A 19,928-nucleotide genomic window follows, 5' to 3' on the forward strand; every position below is an offset into this window, starting at 1 on the left:
ATGGCTAAAAAAACAACTCCAGATAATCCCGCTTTGAAAAATTTTAATGAAGCATGTTCGTTAATCGCGGATCATCCTATTTTTGCGCCGTTATCTGTTCGAGCTTCGATTATTCATAATGAAAATAGTCCCTATCCTGAAGACGGCTGGGCAATTGTCACTAATAACGGTTATATTTACACTCATCCTAAAAGGCGTGGCGAGGTTGCTGAATGGATGTACGTTTTGGCACATTGTTTTCTTCATTTAGGTCTTGGACATTTAAAGATTAAAGAGAATCAAGTGGCGTGGAACGTTGCATGTGATGTGTACATAGCAAAGTTTTTAAATGACTTGAAGCTTGGGAAAGTACCCGCAGATATGGAGTCGCGAATTGATCTTACAATTAAAGATGAACAACAGCTTTACGAGCAGTTTATGATAAAAGGAATTCCGGACACCTCCAGATATTTTGGGACTGCGGGTGTTTCAAAACTGGATATGAATGTTAGAGAAACCACCAAAAGATACTGGGGAAAAGCACCGGATTGGGAAGCCTATTTTGCTTATGGGTTATCTAATGCTGTGACGAATGCAGTAAGTGTTGCTGGAGGCCATGCTAATACTATTAGTGACCCTGCACTTTCATTAACCGCTCCACAACGTGCAAAACGATGGTTTATGGACAGATATCCTTTATTAGGTGCGCTTGCCGCCGGCTTTGAGATTATAGAAGATCCAGCGATATGTCGGCGATTTGATATTTCCATAGCTGCCATTGACGTTATTGAGCGCAAAATATTTATGAACCCTGCAGCCGGACTAAACGATGAGGAGTGTATTTTCGTGATGGCGCATGAGCTTCTGCACGCGGGGCTTCAGCATCACGAGCGATGTCTTGGCCGGGATCATTATCTTTGGAATGTGGCTTGTGACTACGTAATAAATCTATGGCTAGTAGAAATGAGTGTAGGGGAGTATCCGCGAATTGGACTCTTATTAGATCCTGAGCTTAAAGGTTTATCTGCTGAAACGATTTATGATCGTATGGTCGGAGATATCCGCACTTATAAGAAACTGGCGACCTTGAGAGGGAATGGACTTGGTGACATTTTAGATAACGGTTCATCAAGTTTTTGGGATGCGAGAGAAGGACAGACGTTAGATGATTTCTGTAAAAATGCTATGCAACAAGGACTGATGTATCATGAAGAGCAAAGCCGCGGTCTTTTGCCATCAGGCCTAGTTGAAGAGATTAGAGCGCTAGGCCAGCCACCTATTAAATGGGATGTAGAGCTTGCTCGGTGGTTTGATCATTATTTTTCACCGCTTGAGAAGACCAGATCTTATTCACGAATTAGCAGACGTCAATCTTCTACACCTGATATCCCTCGACCACAGTGGGTTCATAGCGGTGCTGCAGATGATGGCCGTACTTTTGGAGTTATTTTAGATACCTCAGGCTCAATGGATAAAAAGCTTCTGGCCAAAGCATTAGGAGCCATTTCAAGTTATGCGCAGGCTCGTGATGTTCCTTTTGCACGGATTATCTTTTGTGATGCTTGTCCTTATGATGCAGGTTACATGCCCCCGGAGGCTATCGCGGATCGGGTACAAGTGAAGGGAAGAGGGGGAACGATCTTACAACCAGCTATTGATTTGATTCAACAAGCTGAGGATTTTCCGAAAAAAGGACCACTTCTAATTATTACAGATGGTTATTGTGACAAGCTGACCATTAAAAGAGACCATGCTTATATCTTGCCCAAGGGAAATGACTTGCCTTTCTCACCCAAAGGACCTGTATTCAGAATTAATTAGGGCTTAGAATAAATTTAGAGCGAGGTAACAATGGATATGAATCCCCCCAAACATATTCTTTCAGCAGCTACAGTTGTATTCAATGATCAAGAAGAAATCTTATTAATAAAAGGTCCACGTAGAGGATGGGAGATGCCAGGCGGACAGGTTGAAGAGGAGGAGTCCCTTATAGAAGCAGCAATCAGGGAAGCCAAAGAAGAATCGGGCATTGATATAGAGATTAATAAGTTCTGCGGAGTTTTTCAAAATGTTGATCGATCTATATGTACTAACCTATTTCTAGGGAAAGCCATCGGCGGCGAACCTGCTACTAGTTCCGAGAGCTTAGAAGTTGGTTTTTTTTCGATAGAACAAGCATTGGAAATGGTCACATGGAAAAACCTCAGACTGCGGCTGGAGTATTGTCTAAATGATGAGGTGCAGCCTTTTTACGTAGAGTTACGGGGTACAGAAGTTGAAGAAATTATATTTAAATTAGAAAACCAGCAAACTTTTTAGAGGTCCTCCTGCGTCCTAGCTAATGAGTGTCATCGGAAGGCACTTATAAATAGAGATGGAGGATGACGAGATATGAACAAAAGAACAAAAAATCTATTTAAAATGAGTGCAGTTGGATGTGTAGCCATTATGGGAGTGAGTGCAGCTTCTTTACCGGTTCATGCTATGGTTTCCACACAAGTAACAGCTAATGTTTCTGCGGCTTTACCGTCGAAGGCACCAGCCCTTGCTGGCATAAAAGTGCAAGAAAAAGTACTTAACACAACAAGTAAATACCTGATTGCAGATTTAAAAGTACCACAGCTAACAGGAATGCTGGATACTCATTATCAAGATGAACTGAACGATATTATCCTCTCTCATGCTGAAAAGGATCTGGCACAGTGGGAGAAAGACGCCGCAGAAATGGGCAAAAAAGCACAGGCTGATCAAATGGAATTTCATCCTTATACTCTTTATATTACTTATGATCTGAAATCAGATGGAACAGGTTCTCCAGCAGGCGTTATCTCCTTGACTGTTACTACTGAAGGTTCTGAAGGTGGAACAAGCATGCCGCGGATCGATACTTATAATGTGAAAAATATAGCTGAGGCAGAACCTGTTGCGCTAACGGATCTACTGGGCGCTAACTACAAAGAGAAGCTCGATGCAGACATTCTGGCAGCGATTAAAAAGGATTCAGATAAATATTTCTTAGAAGAGTACACAGGAACTTCAACTGAGCAGTCGTTCTATATCGATAAAGGTAACTTAGTAATCGTATTCCCTAAATACAGCATTGCGCCAGGTTATGTAGGTTCACCAGAGTTTCGGTTCAGCTTAAATCATAGTTCAACGGATACAACTAAGCTTGATTTGAAAAAAGTAGCTACTTTCACGAATAAGAAAGGCGTGCTAATGGTATCGCTTCGTGATGTGGCCAGTCAACTAAACTATGAATTGAAATGGAATCAGTCTACCAAAACCGCTGAGTTGATGAAAGGAGCACAGTGGACAAGTGTTACGCTTAACAAAGATTCATACTTCTTCGCAAAAATGACTCCTAAAGCTTTAGGTGCAGCACCTGTTCTGCAAGATAACAAAACCTATGTACCTGTTCAATTCGTATCAGAAATTCTTCAGGTTGAAGTTCAGAAATAACCATTTAGAAGTTTGTGAAAGTAGTTTGATTTATTAAAAACATCCCGCAGGGTAATTCTTGCGCGGGTGTTTTTTTACTTTTGATAACAGATTAGCCAGTTTAAAGAACTTTTTGAGCTGCTCCTGCGTCCTGCCTATGAACAACAAATTAAGGGTAAGGACTGAAACAGAATGAATGACAACAAGCGTTATATGCCTGGTATTGATGGACTAAGAGCTTTTTCCGTACTCGCTGTCATAGCCTATCATTTGAATTTGAAATGGGCTGGGGGTGGACTGCTGGGAGTGGGAATCTTTTTTGTGATCTCGGGTTATCTCATCACAGACCAAATCATTAACCAATGGGAGCGTCATCGAAGATTGGACCTTCTGGACTTTTGGATACGTAGAGCACGGAGGTTGCTGCCGGCGACGATAGTCATGCTGATCGTTGTCACCATATGGCTCTTAATCATAGATCCCACGAGATTAAATGGGCTGACAGGAGATTTCATGTCATCACTATTTTACGTTAATAACTGGTGGTTAATATTTCATGATGTTTCGTACTTCGAAAGTTTTGGACCTCCTTCTCCGATCGGACATTTATGGTCACTTTCTATTGAAGAACAGTTTTATATTCTATGGCCGCTGCTGCTCGTATTAGGACTAAAGATCATACCTCGTCGAGGTAAACTTATTGCCTGGATTCTGGCTTGTGCTGCTGTCTCAGCTTTAGCCATGGCTATGTTCTATGTACCGGGCACAGATCCAAGCAGGGTCTATTATGGAACAGATACTCGCATATTTGCACTTCTAATTGGAGCGGCGCTTGCTGTTGCATGGCCTAGTCAGAAACTTAAAAATACAGTCACAGAAAGATCTCGTTATATGTTTGATATCATTGGTGCTCTGGGACTGCTGGTATTAATGGTGCTAGTTTACCGGGTTAACGAGTTTGATGAATCACTATATCGGGGTGGATTTTTGATCATCTCTATCATTACTGCAGTAGTGATTGCCGTGCTTGCTCATCCTGCCAGCTCTCTTGGACGGAAAATGGGCTGTAAACCCTTGCGATGGATAGGTGTACGTTCATATAGCTTATACCTTTGGCATTATCCCGTAATAATTCTTACCAGCCCTAATGGGAATCCAGATGAGAGCGGCGTGCTTCGAATTATCCTTCAGTTAGCAGGAAGTTTTCTACTGGCAGCCTTATCATACAAATATGTCGAGGAGCCGCTCCGGCGGGGATCATTAAGAAACATTTGGAACAATTGGAGTGCAAAACAACGCCGCAGCTACCGCCCAGTCTTTCTTATGACCATGATCTTTTTGATTCTTATTCCGATTGCCTGCAATGGATATTTATCCAACGCTGAATCTGACACACTTCCAATCGAAGTTGCAGATAAGCAGAATGTACAGCAAGAGGGAATAGCGCAAGATCCAATAGATCACAACTCATTGGCACCACCCGTAGAAAAAGATACGACTGATGTTGAAAAGCAAAAACCTGACACTGAAGAGAAACAAGTTGAACCAGAAGGAAACATAGCGGTAACCGGGAAAAATCAAACTGGAAAGAATATTACGGCCATTGGCGATTCTGTCATTTTGGATGCAGCACCATTTTTGGTAGAAAGTCTCTCTGGTATTGTTATCGATGGAAAGGTCGGCAGACAGATGATGCAGGCACAGGAGGTGGTTGATCAGCTTAGAGCACAAGGACGCTTAGGGGAGCGGATGATCATAGAGCTGGGGACGAATGGAGCTTTTAACTCCAAGCAATTACGTAAACTACTAAACTCGTTAAGCGATGCGGAGCAGATTCTTTTGGTCAATACACGTGTGCCGAGAAAGTGGGAGCAGACTGTGAATTCCACCCTTTCAAAAGTTTCCAGTGAATTCAGGAATACGACCATAGTAGACTGGTACTCAGCTAGTGAAGGAAAAGACGACTACTTCTACAAAGATGGTGTTCATTTGAAACGTGAGGGTGCCAAGTATTATGCATCAATTCTAATTAAAGCTTTGGAAAAAGAAAATAAATAATTTATTTGGAATCTCCAAACTTTTTTATACTCACCAAACGTCTTACTCCTGTTACAACACCAGATCACAAACAGAGAAGGATAATCGACCATGTTGAATAGGAAAACCGAGAAAATATTGACGCGATGTATCAAAGAAAACAAAGAAAATGTATACCGGCTTGCTTACAGTTATGTGAAAAACAAAGAGGATGCCCTCGACATTGTGCAGGATTCTATTTATAAAGCGATGACACGAATGGATTTGCTAAAGGATCACGATGCCGTGAAAAGCTGGTTTTACAGGATTGTCGTGAATACTTCCTTAGACTTTTTGCGCAGAAACAAGAAGGTTCAGACGATGGAGCCAGAGATAATAGAAACCTATAGTCCGGCTGTTGAGGATAGCTATACAGATATGGATTTGAAAAGAACACTGGAAGAGCTGCCGGCGAAATACCGAAGTGTGATTGTGCTTAGATATTTTGAGGATATGAAGATTAATGAAGTGGCTGAAGTTCTTAATGAGAACACCAATACAATAAAGACAAGGCTGTATCAGGCCCTTCAGTTATTGCGGGTGAAGCTGAATGATGAAGCCTTAAAGGAGATAAAGTAAGATGGACGAAAGAATACAAGAATTACATAAAGAGTATACCGATATTCCCATTCCGGATGAACTTGATTTGATTGTAAACCGTTCTATAAAGCAGTCACTTAAAGCCAATAGAAAAAAACACACGACAACTAAGTGGGTGGCCAGTGTTGGTGCGGCCGCAGTTATTTTTCTAGTAGCCATAAACACCAGTACAACCGTAGCTAGTGCATTATCTTCCATTCCAGGCGTAGATCGGATAATAAAAGTACTAACTATTAAAGAATACGTTGTAGAAGAAGAGAACTACGATGCAAATATCAAGGTTCCAGCCGTTACGGATATGGAAAACAAAGAACTGGAGCTTGGATTGAACAGCAAATATTTAAGTGAGAATAAAGCACTATACGAAAAGTTCCAAGCGGAGATCGAAGCGTTGAAGGAACAAGGTGGGGGCCATTTGGGGCTGGATGTAGGTTATGAAGTGAAAACGGATAATGAGCGCATTTTCTCCATTGGCAGATATGTTGAGGAAACCGCTGGTTCATCTTCAATGGAAGTTACTTTTGATACGATAGACAAAGAGAACCAGATCCTTATTACATTGCCAATGCTATTTAAAGATGATCAATACATTGAACGCATCAGCGAAAATATTAAAGAACAGATGATTGCCCAAATGAAAGCAGACTCTGAGAAAGTTTACTGGATCCCTGAGTATGGCGATGATGTACCAACGGATCAGTTTACCTCCATTACGAAGGATCAGAGCTTTTATATCAACACCGAAGGTAAGCTTGTGATTGTGTTTAACAAATACGATGTCGCACCGGGTTATATGGGCTCCGTTGAATTTGTGATACCAACCGCGGTGCTTGCTGATGATTTGGTCAGTCAGAAGTATATTCAATAAAAGAATTTTGGGAATAACGTGATCTGAGTCAGAAACCCTGCACAAAAGGTGATAAAAGTGGAAATAACGATATCTGGGTCCGATAGTCTAACCAAAACTCTTCGTCCAAGCCTCAAACATCGTTTGCTCTCATTATTTGACGCGAACGCTGCTGCTATCGGACTCAGCTGACCCTAAACGCAGCATTATCGCACTTTTGCAATTCTATCGGACCGCATCGTCGCTATTGGCACGAAAACCATCCCCCAAGCGCACTTTTCTAACGAATAGCTACACTGGGGTCCGAAACTCTGCACAAAAGCTGATAAATGTGGGAATAACGTCATCTGGGTCCGAAAGTTTAGCCAAGGCTCTTTGTCCAAACCTCAAACATCGTTTGCTCTCGCTATTTTACGGGTGACGCAGCAGCTAACGGACTCTGCTGACCCTAAGCGCAGCATTATCGCACTTTTGCAATCCTAACGGACCGCATAGTCGCTATTGGCACGAAAAACACGCCCCAAGCCACTTTTCTAACGAATAGCTGCACTGGAGTCCGAAACTCTGTACAAGAGGTGCTAAATGTGGAAATAAGGCTATCTGGGGTCCGATACTCTGCGCAAAAGGTGATAAAAGTGGAATTAACGTGATTTGAGTCCGAAAGTTTAGCCGTAAATAAATCGTTCTACTGCCGCAACAGTAGCATTAATATCCGGGTTAGAATTGTCGATCAACGCAATATTTTCAGCCGGGAGCGGCCATTCTACCGTACGGTTGCCAAGAGAAGTGCGGAATTCATTCCAATGCTGGAACTTCCATTCATCTAGTGGTGATTGTCTGTTTTGAATTCGTTCCCGGTACAATTCCTCGTTGGCTAACCCTACCAAGACAACCTTGACCTCAACATCATGAAGGGAACGCCCGATCCGAGCTAACTCATGGCTGATCCAGTCAGGATTGGCCGCCTCTTTGGTAAAGGGACCAACTACAAAAGCATCGACGTCCAAGCCTATATTATCCAGCGCAGCATCCATAGTGATTCGATAACCTAAATCTCGGCATAACCTTTTGTACTCAGCTGAGTCTCTATCTGCCGGATCCAGTCCGTGTAAAGTCATTATCGCGTCAGCAGCAGGCCGTAGTAGGATATCCATATCGAAAAAAGGTATTTTGCGCCGCGAAGCAATCGCTTTAGCTAACGTTGTTTTGCCTGCTCCAGCTGGACCAAGAAAAAATACAAGTTTATTCATTTTTAATTCTCCTTAGTTCTCAAGTCAACTCCAATGTGTATCTATGCATACTATCATATAAAAGATGACGAGCAATCGCCAGCGCAAACCCATTCTCGGCAAGTGACGGTCCACAAAACTAAAATTGCTCGCAAATTAGCCCATAAAATGATAATTTTTTGCTTCTCCATTGAGTTTTTAGTTAATCCTGCTTATAATATAGCGAGAAAAATAAGAAAAAGGTGTCCATAAATGAGCATATTAAATGTTGAAGGATTAAGTCATGGCTTTGGAGATCGTGCGATCTTTAAGGATGTTTCATTCCGTCTCCTAAAAGGCGAGCATATCGGATTATTCGGCGCTAACGGCGAAGGGAAATCCACTTTTATGAATATTGTTACAGGCAAACTGCAACCTGATGAAGGTAAAGTCGAATGGTCCAAGCGGGTGCGTGTTGGCTACCTCGATCAGCATGCAGTGTTAACCAAAGGAATGACGATTCAAGATGTACTCAGAAGTGCTTTCCAGTACCTGTTCGATCTTGAGCAAGAGATGAACGATATGTATGGCAGAATGGGTGACGTTTCACCTGAAGAGCTGGAAAAGCTGCTTGAAGAAGTAGGTACCATCCAAGATACACTTACAAATCAAGACTTTTACATGATCGATGCGAAAGTACAAGAAACCGCGCGTGGACTAGGGATCACTGACATTGGATTGGATCGCGATGTAGCCGATCTTAGTGGTGGTCAACGTACCAAAATCTTGCTTGCTAAGCTATTGCTTGAAAAACCAGATATTTTGCTCCTCGATGAGCCTACGAACTATCTGGATGAGCAGCATATTGAATGGCTGAGACGTTACCTTCAAGAGTACGATAATGCTTTTATTCTGATCTCACATGATATGCCATTCTTGAACAGTGTTATCAACCTGATCTACCATATGGAAAATCAAAAGCTGACCCGATATGTGGGTGATTATGAGCAGTTCCAACAAGTCTACGAAATGAGAAAACAGCAGCTTGAGTCTGCTTACAATCGCCAAAAGCAAGAAATAGCAGAGCTGAAGGATTTCGTAGCTCGTAACAAAGCCAGCGTGGCTACCCGTAACATGGCGATGTCCAGACAGAAGAAGCTCGACAAGATGGAGATCATCGAGATTGCCAAGGAGAAACCGAAACCACAGTTTAACTTTAAAGAAGGTAAAACTGCCGGCAAGATGATTTTCGAAGCAAAAGAATTGGTTATCGGCTACGACTCTCCATTGTCCAGACCGCTTAATTTGTTGATGGAGCGTGGACAGAAGATCGCGTTGGTTGGGGCAAACGGAATTGGTAAAACAACATTGCTGCGCAGTATTTTAGGTGAAATCTCTGCATTGTCTGGTTCAGTAGAACGTGGATATCATCAGGAGATTGGCTATTTTGAGCAAGAGATGAAGGAAGGCAATTACAAGACTTGTATTGAGGAAATCTGGGATACATTCCCGTCTCTGTCACAATTCGAAGTACGTGCTGCTCTAGCTAAATGCGGATTAACCACGAAGCATATTGAGAGTAAGATTGCTGTACTAAGTGGTGGGGAAAAAGCTAAAGTTCGTCTATGTAAGCTGATTAATAGCGAAACTAATATTCTTGTATTAGATGAGCCAACGAACCACTTGGATATCGATGCCAAAGATGAACTGAAACGCGCTCTAAAAGCATACAAAGGAAGCATTCTTATGATTTCTCACGAACCCGATTTTTATCAGGACATCGTAACCGATATCTGGAATTGCGAAGATTGGACAACGAAAGTATTCTAATAAGTAAGTCTTTGATGAACAAGCCTATGAGTGATAACGAATCTGTTACGCTTCATAGGCTTTTTTTAGTGGAATAGAATGGGATCTTAACAGAGACAGGGAGGGTCTATGTGCTAGAGAATAAAATGGATCAGCTTAACAGCTGTGTTCAGCGGATTTTTGAAGAATCCGAAGCAAAGATAGTCAATTTTACATGTGAAGATTTAGATTATAAAACACCTAACTTTACAACAGCGGGTATCTTTCGTCTAAGCGGTTTTGCATCTATTAATCATAAGCAGCTTCCATGGTCAATCATATTAAAGATAATCAAGCCAGATAGTGCGGAGAAAGATAATCTTCAGCATCACAATTACTGGCGACGAGAAGCTCTAGTCTTTGAATCCAAGATTCTCGACGAGCTTCCTAGCTCAATCAAGGCACCTAAGTGTTATCTTGTTGAGGAACAAGCAGATGGTACCGTATGGTTATGGATGGAACGAATAGATGGGGAATATGCTTACACAAAGGAACAGTTTGATTACATCGCTGAACAGTTAGGTCGTTTCAATGGAACTTATCTGACAGGAAAGAAAATTCCTGATGAGAAGTGGATTTGCAGAAACTGGCTTAAATCATGGACTACCTCGAGTAAAATCTACGCCCCTAATCCAGCAAAATATATAAATCAATTACACAATGATAATGAACGTAGTATCTGGACATGGTTCCAAGACTTCACAGACCAGATTGACAGAAGGTTGCGTTCTTTGAATAGCTTGCCGCGAGTGCTTGCACACCAAGACCTCAGTCAAATGAATATGCTGCTAACTCAAAGTGATACGGACGGCGAACGGCTAATATTAATTGACTGGCAATTTATGAGTATATCGGGGATAGGTGAAGACCTTGGCAAAATGTTTGGCGTAAATATGAGCTTAGGAGTTTTTCCTAATTATCGCTACGAGGAATATAAAGAGTCTTTATTCCAAAACTATATCGAGGGATTAAAAGATTCAGGATGGCAGGGGGACGAGTCCCTTGCAAGATATGGTTATTGTTTAGGCACTGCTTTACGTTGTATCTGGGAAGTGCCTCAATACTTTTCATTGGCCGCACAGTTAAAAACGGATCCAACTAACCTAAAGCTTCAAGATCGAGTTTCCCAATTGGAGCAAATTATTAATATTCAACGGAATATGGCGACAGAATGTATCAAGATGAATACTTGTGCGCAATTTAGTTAAAATGTAGTTAAAATCTATCCTCTACAACTGGATACAAAGAGAAAAGGAGCTCCCCACGGGAACTCCTTTTTATTAAACCTCAATGATGATTGGAAGAATCATTGGCCGTCGTTTCGTTTTTTCGTATAGGAACTTACTTAATGATTCTTTGATGGTCTGCTTGATGATATTCCATTGGCCGAGATCCGTTTCGTTCATTTTTTTAAGGGTCGATGTTACATGCTGGTTGATCTCGTCCATTAAATTATCGGAGTTACGGACATAAACGAATCCTCTGGAAATAGTGTCTGGCTCGTTTAATAGACGTCCATCGGTTTGGCTCAGTGTAATCACTGTAATCAGAATGCCGTCTGCTGACAGCTGGCGACGATCGCGAAGCACAACATTTCCAATATCTCCGATCCCAAGGCCATCTACTAGAATTTGCCCAGCAGTCACTCGACCGGATTGGCGGACAACACCAGACGATGACTCAACGATGTCTCCATTTTTTAGAATAAAGATATTTTCCGGTTTGACGCCTACCGCCTCCGCTAACAAGCTGTGATGATGCAGCATACGGTATTCACCATGAATCGGAATAAAGTATTCAGGTTTCATTAGAGTCAGCATTAGCTTAAGCTCCTCTTGGCTGCCATGCCCGGAGACGTGAAGCTCACTGCGTGAACCATAGATGACTTTAGCACCCAGCATATATAAATTATCGACAATCCTTGAAACATTCCGTTCATTTCCCGGGATGGGATTGGCTGCGAGCAGCACCGTGTCCCCAGCCTGGATCTCCATCAATCGATGGCTTGAGTTCGCTAAGCGGGATAGTGCGGCCATGGGCTCTCCTTGACTGCCTGTACATAAAACAGTTACCTGTGCCGGAGGGAGCTTAGCAGCTTCTGCAGGTTCGATCAGCATATCGTCCGGAATGTTCAAATAACCGAGTTCTTGGGCCACTCTGACTACATTTACCATACTTCTGCCGAGTAAGGTCAATTTACGTTCAGTTAAATGAGAAGCATCAATGATCTGCTGTAGACGATGTACATTTGAGGCGAAGGTAGAAATAAAAATTCTACGGTCTGCTTTTAAAAAGGCTTCTTCTATGTGAGCGCCAACAAGCTTTTCAGAAGGGGTGAAGCCAGGACGCTCAGCATTAGTGCTTTCTGACAGCAAGATCTTTACACCGTTTTTCCCAATATCGGCCATTTTATGTATATCTGGATACTGCTTGTTGACAGGCGTCATGTCAAATTTGAAGTCTCCCGTATGAACTACGATACCTTCAGGTGTATCGAATACTACGCCAAGGCAATCTGGAATACTATGATTTGTATTAAAAAATGTTGTAGTAATGGCTCCCAGGGTTAACGTAGATTCTGAATTAATACAATGGAGTTTCGTTTGTCGTAAAATTCCATGTTCCCTAAGTTTATTTTCGATTAATCCTAAGGTTAAACGGGAAGCATATATTGGGATATTCAACTGTTTAAGCAGGTAAGGAATCCCGCCGATATGATCCTCATGTCCGTGAGTCACCACCAACGCTTGTACCTTATCAATATTATTTAATAAATACGAAACATCAGGAATAATTAGGTCAATCCCTAAGAGACTTTCATCTGGGAATTTAGAGCCGCAATCAATGACAACAATATCATCTGCGTATTGCAGGATATACATATTTTTACCAATTTCATGAACCCCACCTAATGCTGCAATCGAGAGTTGCTTAGCTGCCATTTTCATTGAAGCCCCTCCTAAATAAATTTCTCTATATTATGTTTGAATCCCATTATAATTATCCATTCTGAAGCTTGATACAATATAATAACTGAAGAAAGCTAATCGAAAGATAGGAGAACGTTACTCATGAATATCCGACTATTACAAATGAAAGATAATAGCTCCATTGAAAAGGTCATTAGGGACTGCCTAATTGAGTTTGGCGGGAATCGCTCGGGTCTAGCCTGGGAGGATGACAGCCTGCATCATTTATCAGATTATTATAATCATAGTGAGAATAGGGCTTATTGGGTTGTCGAAGAGGGAGGGGAAGTATTAGGGGGGTGTGGCATTGCTCCTTTCGGGAATGATGACAAGATATGTGAGTTGCAAAAAATGTATTTATCTCAGTCGATTAGAGGTAACGGGATAGCCAACGAACTTTTAAACACAGCGCTGGACTTTGCCAAGCTTCATTACAACCAATGTTATTTGGAGACACTTCAAAACATGCACGCAGCTAACCGTTTCTATATGAAAAATGGATTTGAGCTTTTGGATGAACCGCTTGCGGGGTCGGAGCATTTCGCTTGTGATGCTTGGTATATAAAAAAATTAATGTGAATTGCTTTAAAAATGTTGGAGGCCTGGATTACCAGGCTTTTTTTGATCTAAGGTAATGATTTTTTATTTGACAATAAAACCGTCCAGACGGTATAGTAAATAACAGAGGTGATTATCGTGAACAGTAATTCAAAACGAAGTAGTATTTTATTAGCAGCTTCTATAGTAGTTAAAAATAATGGGGTGGAGAAGCTTACGCTTGAAGCCGTTGCCAAAGAAGCGGGGGTCAGTAAAGGTGGACTGCTGCACCATTTTCCGAATAAGGAAGCTTTAATAAAAAGTATGGTGGAAGAGTTAACAAGTGATTTTTTCAGTAATGTTCAAGAAAGAGTAGCGAATACATCTAGAGAAACGGGGAAGTGGGGACGAGCGTTTGTTCAGGCGATTGACGACGATCTTAAGGAAGAGCAAGAGATTAGCACCGCGCTTTCGGCTGCTCTTTTTACGAATCCGGATATCCTTAAGAAATTTCAAGATCAATACTCAGTATGGCAAAACAATATAGAGAACGATGGAATAGATCCTGTACGTTCCACAATTGTCAGGCTGGCAGCGGACGGTTTATGGTATTCAGAAATGTTCGGATTAGGAGCTTTAGATAAGGATTTACGAGATAAAGTAATTCAAGAATTAATAAACATGACGGAGTAAGGAGGGGTTATTGTTGAATTCATATGTGTTACTGGCAACAGCGATTATCTGCGAGGTATTTGGTAGCTCCATGCTTAAGGTTTCTAACGGGTTTAAAAAGATTTTACCTTCAATAGGAGTCGTACTCGGCATGGGTTCAGCCTTTTATTGTCTTTCTTTAGCGCTTTCAACGATTCCACTAGGGACGGCTTATGCTATTTGGTCGGGGGTAGGTACGGCTTTAACTGCGTTAATTGGAGTCATCATTTATAAAGAAAACTTCAATCTGAAAAAACTACTCGGCCTGATTCTTATCATTGGTGGAGTAGTCATTATGAAACTTTCTGGTGGATCTCATTAGAGCTTGGAGGAAATGTTATGAACAAGAATAAGGGTTTTTGGGTACTTGGGGTAGCTATTATAAGCGAAGTAATAGGTACAACTATGCTGAAAATGTCAGAAGGGTTCACACAAATATTGCCTACTATAGGTGTTATTATTGGTTTTATTATCGCATTTTATAGTTTGTCCATAAGTCTCAAAGTTTTACCTTTAAGCCTAGCTTATGCGATTTGGGCAGGTGTAGGTACAGTTCTAACCGCAATCGTTGGTATCGTAATATGGGGGGATCCATTTAGTATGCTTACACTTGCAGGCATAGTATTAATAGTTGGAGGTGTGGTTTTATTAAACTCTCCAGATTCAGCTAATGAAAAAGAACTTAAAACGACAAGTTAATCTTCATAAAAAACTAGGGCCTGAGAAATCAGGCCTTTATTTGATGGACGTGATGTTAATAGATTCCATATTTAGGGTAGTATCGCGATATTGGTATCACATATCTTTTCCGTAGAATTACATCTTATAGCTTGATCCGCTCTTTCTCTATAATGAGAGTGTCTCACATTGAAAGGAGGATCGGTTGTTATTTAATGTGCTCTGAGATGAATTTGATTGTAAACGCTATCATTTGAGCACTCCGATAAGGCGACACGTTAGTGAGTATCTACATTAAGAGGAGGATTATAATGCGCAACAAGTATGTCGTATGGTCGCTTGTAGTAACCCTGTTGATTTCAAGTTTATACCTGGCAGCGGGTCCGTTCACATTTGTTAGTGCCTCTGGTGGTGCGAATTTGACGCTGGGCAAAACTGTGACGGCTAGTGGTCAATCACAAACGTATAGTCCAAACAATGTGAAAGACAGCAATCAAGAGACGTATTGGGAAAGCAGCAATAATGCATTTCCGCAATGGATCCAAGTAGATCTCGGTACAGAGACAAGTATTGACCAAATCGTATTGAAGCTGCCAACGGGCTGGGAGACGCGTACGCAAACACTCGCCGTTCAAGGCAGCACAAATGGATCTACATTCACTGACATTGTTGGTTCAGCTGATTATGTGTTCAATCCTTCAGCAGGAGGGAACACCGTTAAGATTGATTTTTCAGCAACCAGCACTCGTTATGTACGCCTGAATGTAACAGGCAATACGGGTTGGCCGGCAGCGCAAGTATCTGAATTCGAAATTTATGGAGCTAGTACACCAACACCGACGCCAACAGCCACACCAACGCCAACAGTTACACCAACGCCAACAGCCACACCGACGCCTACAGTCACACCGACGCCAACAGCCACACCAACGCCAACAGTCACACCAACGCCAACAGCCACACCAACGTCAACAGCCACACCAACGCCAACAGCCACACCAACGCCAACGGCCACACCTGTTGCGGGCAGTAATATCGCGGTTGGCAAATCGATTACCGCATCCTCTAATACGCAATCATTTGTGGCAGCAAATGCTAATGACAACAACACCAACACATACTGGGAAGGTGGCAGTAATCCTAGTTCATTGATACTTGACCTGGGGTCAAACTACAACGTTTCCTCCATCGTTCTAAAGTTAAATCCAGCCGCTGCATGGGGAGCACGTACCCAAACGATTCAAGTGCTCGGTCACAATCAGAACACAACGACATTTGGGAATCTGGTGTCAGCACAATCGTATTCGTTTAATCCAGCTTCAGGAAATACAGTAACCATTCCTGTTTCCGCAACTGTCAAACGTCTACAGCTTAATATTACTGCCAACTCGGGTGCTCCAGCTGGACAGATCGCCGAATTTGAAGTATACGGTACTCCAGCTCCGAATCCGGATTTGGTGATTACTGGCATGTCCTGGTCACCAACGAATCCGGTTGAGTCTAATGCGATTACGCTGAACGCAATCGTAAAGAATATCGGCAATGCCAGCTCTCCAGCTACTACTGTTAATTTCTATTTAAATAATGAGCTTGTAGGCTCAGCTCCGGTAGGTGTACTAGCAACTGGAGCATCGACAACAGCATCGATGACACTTGCCGCAGGAGTTAAGCCTGCCGCAACGTATTCAGTTAGTGCCAAAGTCGATGAAGACAACCTAGTTATCGAACAAAATGAAGCGAATAACAGCTACACGAACCCAGCGTCACTTATTATCGCTCCAGTGTCCAGCTCTGACTTAGTGGGAACTGTTACATGGGCACCAAGTAATCCTGTTGCTAATAACAATGTAGCGTTTAATGTAAATCTTAAGAATCAAGGAACCATTGCCTCTGCAAGTGGTTCACATGGTATAAGCGTTGTTCTTAAAAACTCTGCGGGTTCCACTATTCAAACCTATAATGGATCTTATAACGGTGCCTTAGCAGCTGGGGCATCAGTTAATGTTGCGATTCCAGGGACTTGGACAGCGATTAATGGTAACTACACAGTCACCACTACTGTTGAAGTGGATGCTAATGAGATAGCTGCCAAGCAAGCGAATAATGTAAGTGTTTCTAATCTCGTTGTCTATGCTGCGCGTGGTGCAAGCATGCCGTATAGCCGATATGATACCGAGGATGCTACTCTCGGGGGTGGCGCGACATTGAAATCGGCGCCAACCTTTGATCAAGCATTAATCGCTTCTGAAGCTTCTGGCCAGCGTTATATAGCTCTTCCTTCGAATGGTTCGAACTTAGAGTGGACGGTCAGACAGGGTCAAGGCGGCGCAGGTGTAACGATGAGATTTACAATGCCTGATTCTGCAGATGGGATGGGATTGAATGGTTCACTGGATGTGTATGTGAATGGAGCGAAAGTAAAAACAGTTTCCTTAACCTCATACTACAGCTGGCAGTATTTCTCAGGTGATATGCCTGGCGATACACCTAGTGCAGGACGTCCACTATTCCGTTTTGATGAAGTTCACTGGAAGATGGATACCCCCCTCCAACCTGGGGATAAGATTCGAATCCAGAAGAACAATGGAGATAGCTTGGAATATGGTGTGGATTTCCTTGAAATTGAATCTGTTCCAACAGCAATTGCCCGCCCAGCTAACTCCGTATCTGTAACAGATTACGGTGCTGTGGCAAACGACGGACAAGATGATCTGGCAGCTTTTAAAGCTACTGTAAATGCAGCCGTGGCAAGCGGAAAGTCTATTTATATTCCAGCAGGTACCTTTAATCTTAGCAGTATGTGGGAGATTGGTTCTGCTAGTAATATGATCAATAACCTCACTATTACTGGTGCTGGTCTCTGGCACACCAATATTCAGTTCACCAATCCTAATGCTGCGGGCGGTGGTATTTCACTCCGTATTTCAGGTAAGCTAGATTTCAGTAATGTATATATGAATTCTAATTTGCGCTCACGTTATGGACAAAATGCAATTTACAAAGGTTTTATGGATAACTTTGGAACCAACTCTATTATCCATGATGTCTGGGTAGAGCATTTTGAATGCGGAATGTGGGTAGGCGACTACGCTCATACACCTGCGATTTATGCTACCGGGCTGGTAGTTGAAAACAGTCGGATTCGGAACAATCTTGCAGACGGCATCAACTTCTCGCAAGGAACTAGCAATTCAATTGTACGCAATAGCAGTGTGCGAAATAATGGTGACGATGGTCTTGCAGTATGGACCAGTAACACAAATGGTGCACCTGCTGGTGTGAATAATACCTTCTCGTATAACACCATTGAGAATAACTGGCGTGCGGCAGCGATTGCTTTCTTTGGAGGAAGTGGTCATAAGGCCGATCATAACTATATCATTGATACAGTTGGTGGTTCCGGCATACGTATGAATACCGTTTTTCCAGGTTATCATTTCCAGAATAATACGGGTGTAGTTTTCTCAGACACAACCATTATTAACAGTGGCACGAGTAAAGATCTTTATGGGGGTGAACGTGGCGCAATTGATCTTGAAGCATCAAATGATGCTATCAAGAACGTTACATTTAATAACATAGACATCATTAATACCCAGCGTGATGCGATTCAATTTGGATATGGTGGTGGATTCGAGAACATCGTGTTCAACAACATCAATATTAACGGTACAGGACTTGATGGAATAACAACTTCACGGTTCTCAGGTCCACATAAAGGTGCAGCTATTTACACCTATACAGGCAATGGTGCGGCAACCTTTAATAACCTGACAACTTCTAACATTGCTTATCCGAATCTGAATTATATTCAGAGCGGTTTTAATCTAACGATTCATTAATTTTATGTACGAGGTTAAGGGAGAAGCTCTTAGGAGCTTTTCCCTTTTTAGCTTGTAACGAGCTGGATATCTCTAAATTGCCAGAAGGATAATGAGGACATGAACAAGAAATTAATATAAGGGGAATTTAAACTATTAAATTTTTGAAATTCTTTTGCAGATGTGTTGATTTCTCAAAGGACCTCCTGATTTTGTTAAACAACTTACTGCGCTTATTCAGGCAAACCATTTAATTACTTAAAGGGAGAGATGAAAAATGAATCAGGAAGTAATCGATTTTATTGAAGCGCTAAAAGAATCATGGCAGGTGGAGTTGTCCACCTCACTACGTGAGGTTGTTCATCAGGCTATACCGGATGTGCAGGAACGTATTCAGTATAAGAAACCTCATTTTTTGAAAAATGGAAAATACGCTGCGGCCATCTCGACATCAAAAGACGCAGTCAGCTTTGTAATCTTTAATACAACCGAGCTAACGCTTCCAGAGGGAGCATTTGAGGGACCACCTGAAAGGAAAACCCTGAAGCTTCGAAAAGGAGACACATTTGATTCTACACAGTTGGTCTCTTTAGTTGCTCAAGCTTCAGCTTCTCTTTGATCCATACTTATATTAAAAGGACGATATCTCAAAGTCATTTGACTTCATGGGATATCGTCCTTTTTGACGATTATACAGTTTTAGTTACTCGTTGTAGTGCTGAGATAGTGAATCTGCTCTTCCAGGATGGTACTTGCTTTGCCTAAAAATGTTGTTATAAGCTCAAGCTCCTGCTCAGTAAAGGAAGACGCCAGTTTAACCATCTTAGTGTGCAAAGGAAGGTAGGCATTTCCAACCTCGTTATTCTCATATAAAGGAACAATGATCACCTTACGACGGTCATTGGGATCATGTTCTCTGCGAACAAAGCCGTTTTTTTCAAGTCGATCAATTAATGTGGTAATGCTGCCTGTAGTAAGTCCAGTTAATTTGGATAGCTCGCCGGCGGTGATAGGACCTTTTTCATGAAGGATATCTATAGATAGAAAATCGTTATTGTATAACCCTAGAGAAGTTGCTACTTTTTGCTGATACAAAACCGTTCGGCTGCCTAGGCCCCGCATGCGTAAAGTTAAGTCTTCCTGCTGAATTGTAACTTGATTGTGTCGATCTCTTGACAAAAGAGGACCCTCCTTTTAAAATGTTTATATCTTG

At 42.0% G+C, this 19,928-nt stretch carries 17 protein-coding genes; 14 read left to right on the top strand and 3 right to left on the bottom strand.

Annotation, left to right across the window (positions count from 1 at the left end):
- From MHB56_RS28475 to MHB56_RS28500, 6 genes are all read left to right on the top strand, one after another.
- Entirely contained in the window at window positions 1-1,800 is a 1,800-nt protein-coding gene (locus MHB56_RS28475) for a vWA domain-containing protein (RefSeq protein ID WP_341144285.1), read from the top strand.
- Between the two features lie 36 nt (window positions 1,801-1,836).
- The gene (locus tag MHB56_RS28480; protein WP_076125878.1) at window positions 1,837-2,298 is read left to right on the top strand and encodes an NUDIX hydrolase; all 462 of its coding nucleotides are present in this window, start codon (window positions 1,837-1,839) and stop codon (window positions 2,296-2,298) included.
- A 72-nt stretch (window positions 2,299-2,370) separates the two neighbouring features.
- Window positions 2,371-3,441: a stalk domain-containing protein gene (locus MHB56_RS28485; protein ID WP_076125789.1), complete on the top strand. Its 1,071-nt coding sequence runs from the start codon at window positions 2,371-2,373 to the stop codon at window positions 3,439-3,441.
- Window positions 3,442-3,612: 171 nt separating this feature from the next.
- The gene (locus MHB56_RS28490) at window positions 3,613-5,478 is read left to right on the top strand and encodes an acyltransferase family protein (protein WP_341144286.1); all 1,866 of its coding nucleotides are present in this window, start codon (window positions 3,613-3,615) and stop codon (window positions 5,476-5,478) included.
- 90 nt (window positions 5,479-5,568) lie between these two features.
- Entirely contained in the window at window positions 5,569-6,075 is a 507-nt protein-coding gene (locus tag MHB56_RS28495; RefSeq protein ID WP_076125785.1) for an RNA polymerase sigma factor, read from the top strand.
- Between the two features lies 1 nt (window position 6,076).
- A complete protein-coding gene (locus tag MHB56_RS28500; protein ID WP_076125783.1) occupies window positions 6,077-6,964 on the top strand; it encodes an RsiV family protein in 888 nt (295 codons plus the stop codon).
- A gap of 644 nt (window positions 6,965-7,608) precedes the next feature.
- On the opposite strand, the gene MHB56_RS28505 is transcribed toward MHB56_RS28500, so the two are convergent.
- Window positions 7,609-8,193 carry an AAA family ATPase gene (locus MHB56_RS28505; protein ID WP_341144287.1) on the bottom strand — a complete coding sequence of 195 codons (585 nt, stop codon included), beginning with the start codon at window positions 8,191-8,193 and terminating at the stop codon, window positions 7,609-7,611.
- A 231-nt stretch (window positions 8,194-8,424) separates the two neighbouring features.
- Between MHB56_RS28505 and MHB56_RS28510 the strand changes: the two genes are divergently transcribed.
- Together MHB56_RS28510 and MHB56_RS28515 are read left to right on the top strand one after the other, a co-directional pair.
- The gene (locus MHB56_RS28510) at window positions 8,425-9,981 is read left to right on the top strand and encodes an ABC-F family ATP-binding cassette domain-containing protein (RefSeq protein WP_036677991.1); all 1,557 of its coding nucleotides are present in this window, start codon (window positions 8,425-8,427) and stop codon (window positions 9,979-9,981) included.
- A gap of 110 nt (window positions 9,982-10,091) precedes the next feature.
- Entirely contained in the window at window positions 10,092-11,207 is a 1,116-nt protein-coding gene (locus MHB56_RS28515; RefSeq protein WP_341144288.1) for a phosphotransferase, read from the top strand.
- 72 nt (window positions 11,208-11,279) lie between these two features.
- On the opposite strand, the gene MHB56_RS28520 is transcribed toward MHB56_RS28515, so the two are convergent.
- On the bottom strand, window positions 11,280-12,947 hold the full coding sequence (locus MHB56_RS28520; RefSeq protein ID WP_256715769.1) for a ribonuclease J: 1,668 nt from the start codon (window positions 12,945-12,947) through the stop codon (window positions 11,280-11,282).
- Window positions 12,948-13,070: 123 nt separating this feature from the next.
- Here MHB56_RS28520 and MHB56_RS28525 point away from each other — a divergent pair, with 123 nt between their 5' ends.
- The 6 genes from MHB56_RS28525 to MHB56_RS28550 all read left to right on the top strand — a co-directional run bounded on the left by MHB56_RS28525 (window position 13,071) and on the right by MHB56_RS28550 (window position 19,334).
- Window positions 13,071-13,547 carry a GNAT family N-acetyltransferase gene (locus MHB56_RS28525; RefSeq protein WP_341144289.1) on the top strand — a complete coding sequence of 159 codons (477 nt, stop codon included), beginning with the start codon at window positions 13,071-13,073 and terminating at the stop codon, window positions 13,545-13,547.
- 117 nt (window positions 13,548-13,664) lie between these two features.
- Window positions 13,665-14,198: a TetR/AcrR family transcriptional regulator gene (locus MHB56_RS28530; protein WP_076278425.1), complete on the top strand. Its 534-nt coding sequence runs from the start codon at window positions 13,665-13,667 to the stop codon at window positions 14,196-14,198.
- A gap of 13 nt (window positions 14,199-14,211) precedes the next feature.
- Window positions 14,212-14,538, top strand: a complete 327-nt coding sequence (locus MHB56_RS28535) for a DMT family transporter (protein WP_036677974.1) — start codon at window positions 14,212-14,214, stop codon at window positions 14,536-14,538.
- 17 nt (window positions 14,539-14,555) lie between these two features.
- Complete coding sequence (locus tag MHB56_RS28540; RefSeq protein WP_076125771.1) at window positions 14,556-14,915, top strand: DMT family transporter; 360 nt, start codon at window positions 14,556-14,558, stop codon at window positions 14,913-14,915.
- Window positions 14,916-15,205: 290 nt separating this feature from the next.
- On the top strand, window positions 15,206-18,736 hold the full coding sequence (locus tag MHB56_RS28545; RefSeq protein WP_341144290.1) for a discoidin domain-containing protein: 3,531 nt from the start codon (window positions 15,206-15,208) through the stop codon (window positions 18,734-18,736).
- Between the two features lie 256 nt (window positions 18,737-18,992).
- Complete coding sequence (locus MHB56_RS28550) at window positions 18,993-19,334, top strand: DUF1801 domain-containing protein (RefSeq protein WP_076278427.1); 342 nt, start codon at window positions 18,993-18,995, stop codon at window positions 19,332-19,334.
- Window positions 19,335-19,414: 80 nt separating this feature from the next.
- Here the strand turns inward: MHB56_RS28550 and MHB56_RS28555 are convergent, their stop codons facing one another.
- Window positions 19,415-19,837, bottom strand: a complete 423-nt coding sequence (locus MHB56_RS28555; protein ID WP_248548335.1) for a MarR family winged helix-turn-helix transcriptional regulator — start codon at window positions 19,835-19,837, stop codon at window positions 19,415-19,417.
- Window positions 19,838-19,928 lie beyond the last annotated feature (91 nt).

This window comes from Paenibacillus sp. FSL H8-0315 (assembly GCF_038005365.1).
GTDB lineage: Bacteria > Bacillota > Bacilli > Paenibacillales > Paenibacillaceae > Paenibacillus_AQ > Paenibacillus_AQ odorifer.

Bases quoted from the DNA above. Each gene is read 5' to 3' on its own strand.
- MHB56_RS28505 (WP_341144287.1), bottom strand. From the start codon at position 8,193: ATGAATAAACTTGTATTTTTTCTTGGTCCAGCTGGAGCAGGCAAAACA.
- MHB56_RS28525 (WP_341144289.1), top strand. From the start codon at position 13,071: ATGAATATCCGACTATTACAAATGAAAGATAATAGCTCCATTGAAAAG.
- MHB56_RS28545 (WP_341144290.1), top strand. From the start codon at position 15,206: ATGCGCAACAAGTATGTCGTATGGTCGCTTGTAGTAACCCTGTTGATT.
- MHB56_RS28550 (WP_076278427.1), top strand. From the start codon at position 18,993: ATGAATCAGGAAGTAATCGATTTTATTGAAGCGCTAAAAGAATCATGG.
- MHB56_RS28490 (WP_341144286.1), top strand. From the start codon at position 3,613: ATGAATGACAACAAGCGTTATATGCCTGGTATTGATGGACTAAGAGCT.
- MHB56_RS28475 (WP_341144285.1), top strand. From the start codon at position 1: ATGGCTAAAAAAACAACTCCAGATAATCCCGCTTTGAAAAATTTTAAT.
- MHB56_RS28495 (WP_076125785.1), top strand. From the start codon at position 5,569: ATGTTGAATAGGAAAACCGAGAAAATATTGACGCGATGTATCAAAGAA.
- MHB56_RS28500 (WP_076125783.1), top strand. From the start codon at position 6,077: ATGGACGAAAGAATACAAGAATTACATAAAGAGTATACCGATATTCCC.
- MHB56_RS28540 (WP_076125771.1), top strand. From the start codon at position 14,556: ATGAACAAGAATAAGGGTTTTTGGGTACTTGGGGTAGCTATTATAAGC.
- MHB56_RS28520 (WP_256715769.1), bottom strand. From the start codon at position 12,947: ATGAAAATGGCAGCTAAGCAACTCTCGATTGCAGCATTAGGTGGGGTT.
- MHB56_RS28510 (WP_036677991.1), top strand. From the start codon at position 8,425: ATGAGCATATTAAATGTTGAAGGATTAAGTCATGGCTTTGGAGATCGT.
- MHB56_RS28555 (WP_248548335.1), bottom strand. From the start codon at position 19,837: ATGCGGGGCCTAGGCAGCCGAACGGTTTTGTATCAGCAAAAAGTAGCA.
- MHB56_RS28485 (WP_076125789.1), top strand. From the start codon at position 2,371: ATGAACAAAAGAACAAAAAATCTATTTAAAATGAGTGCAGTTGGATGT.
- MHB56_RS28480 (WP_076125878.1), top strand. From the start codon at position 1,837: ATGAATCCCCCCAAACATATTCTTTCAGCAGCTACAGTTGTATTCAAT.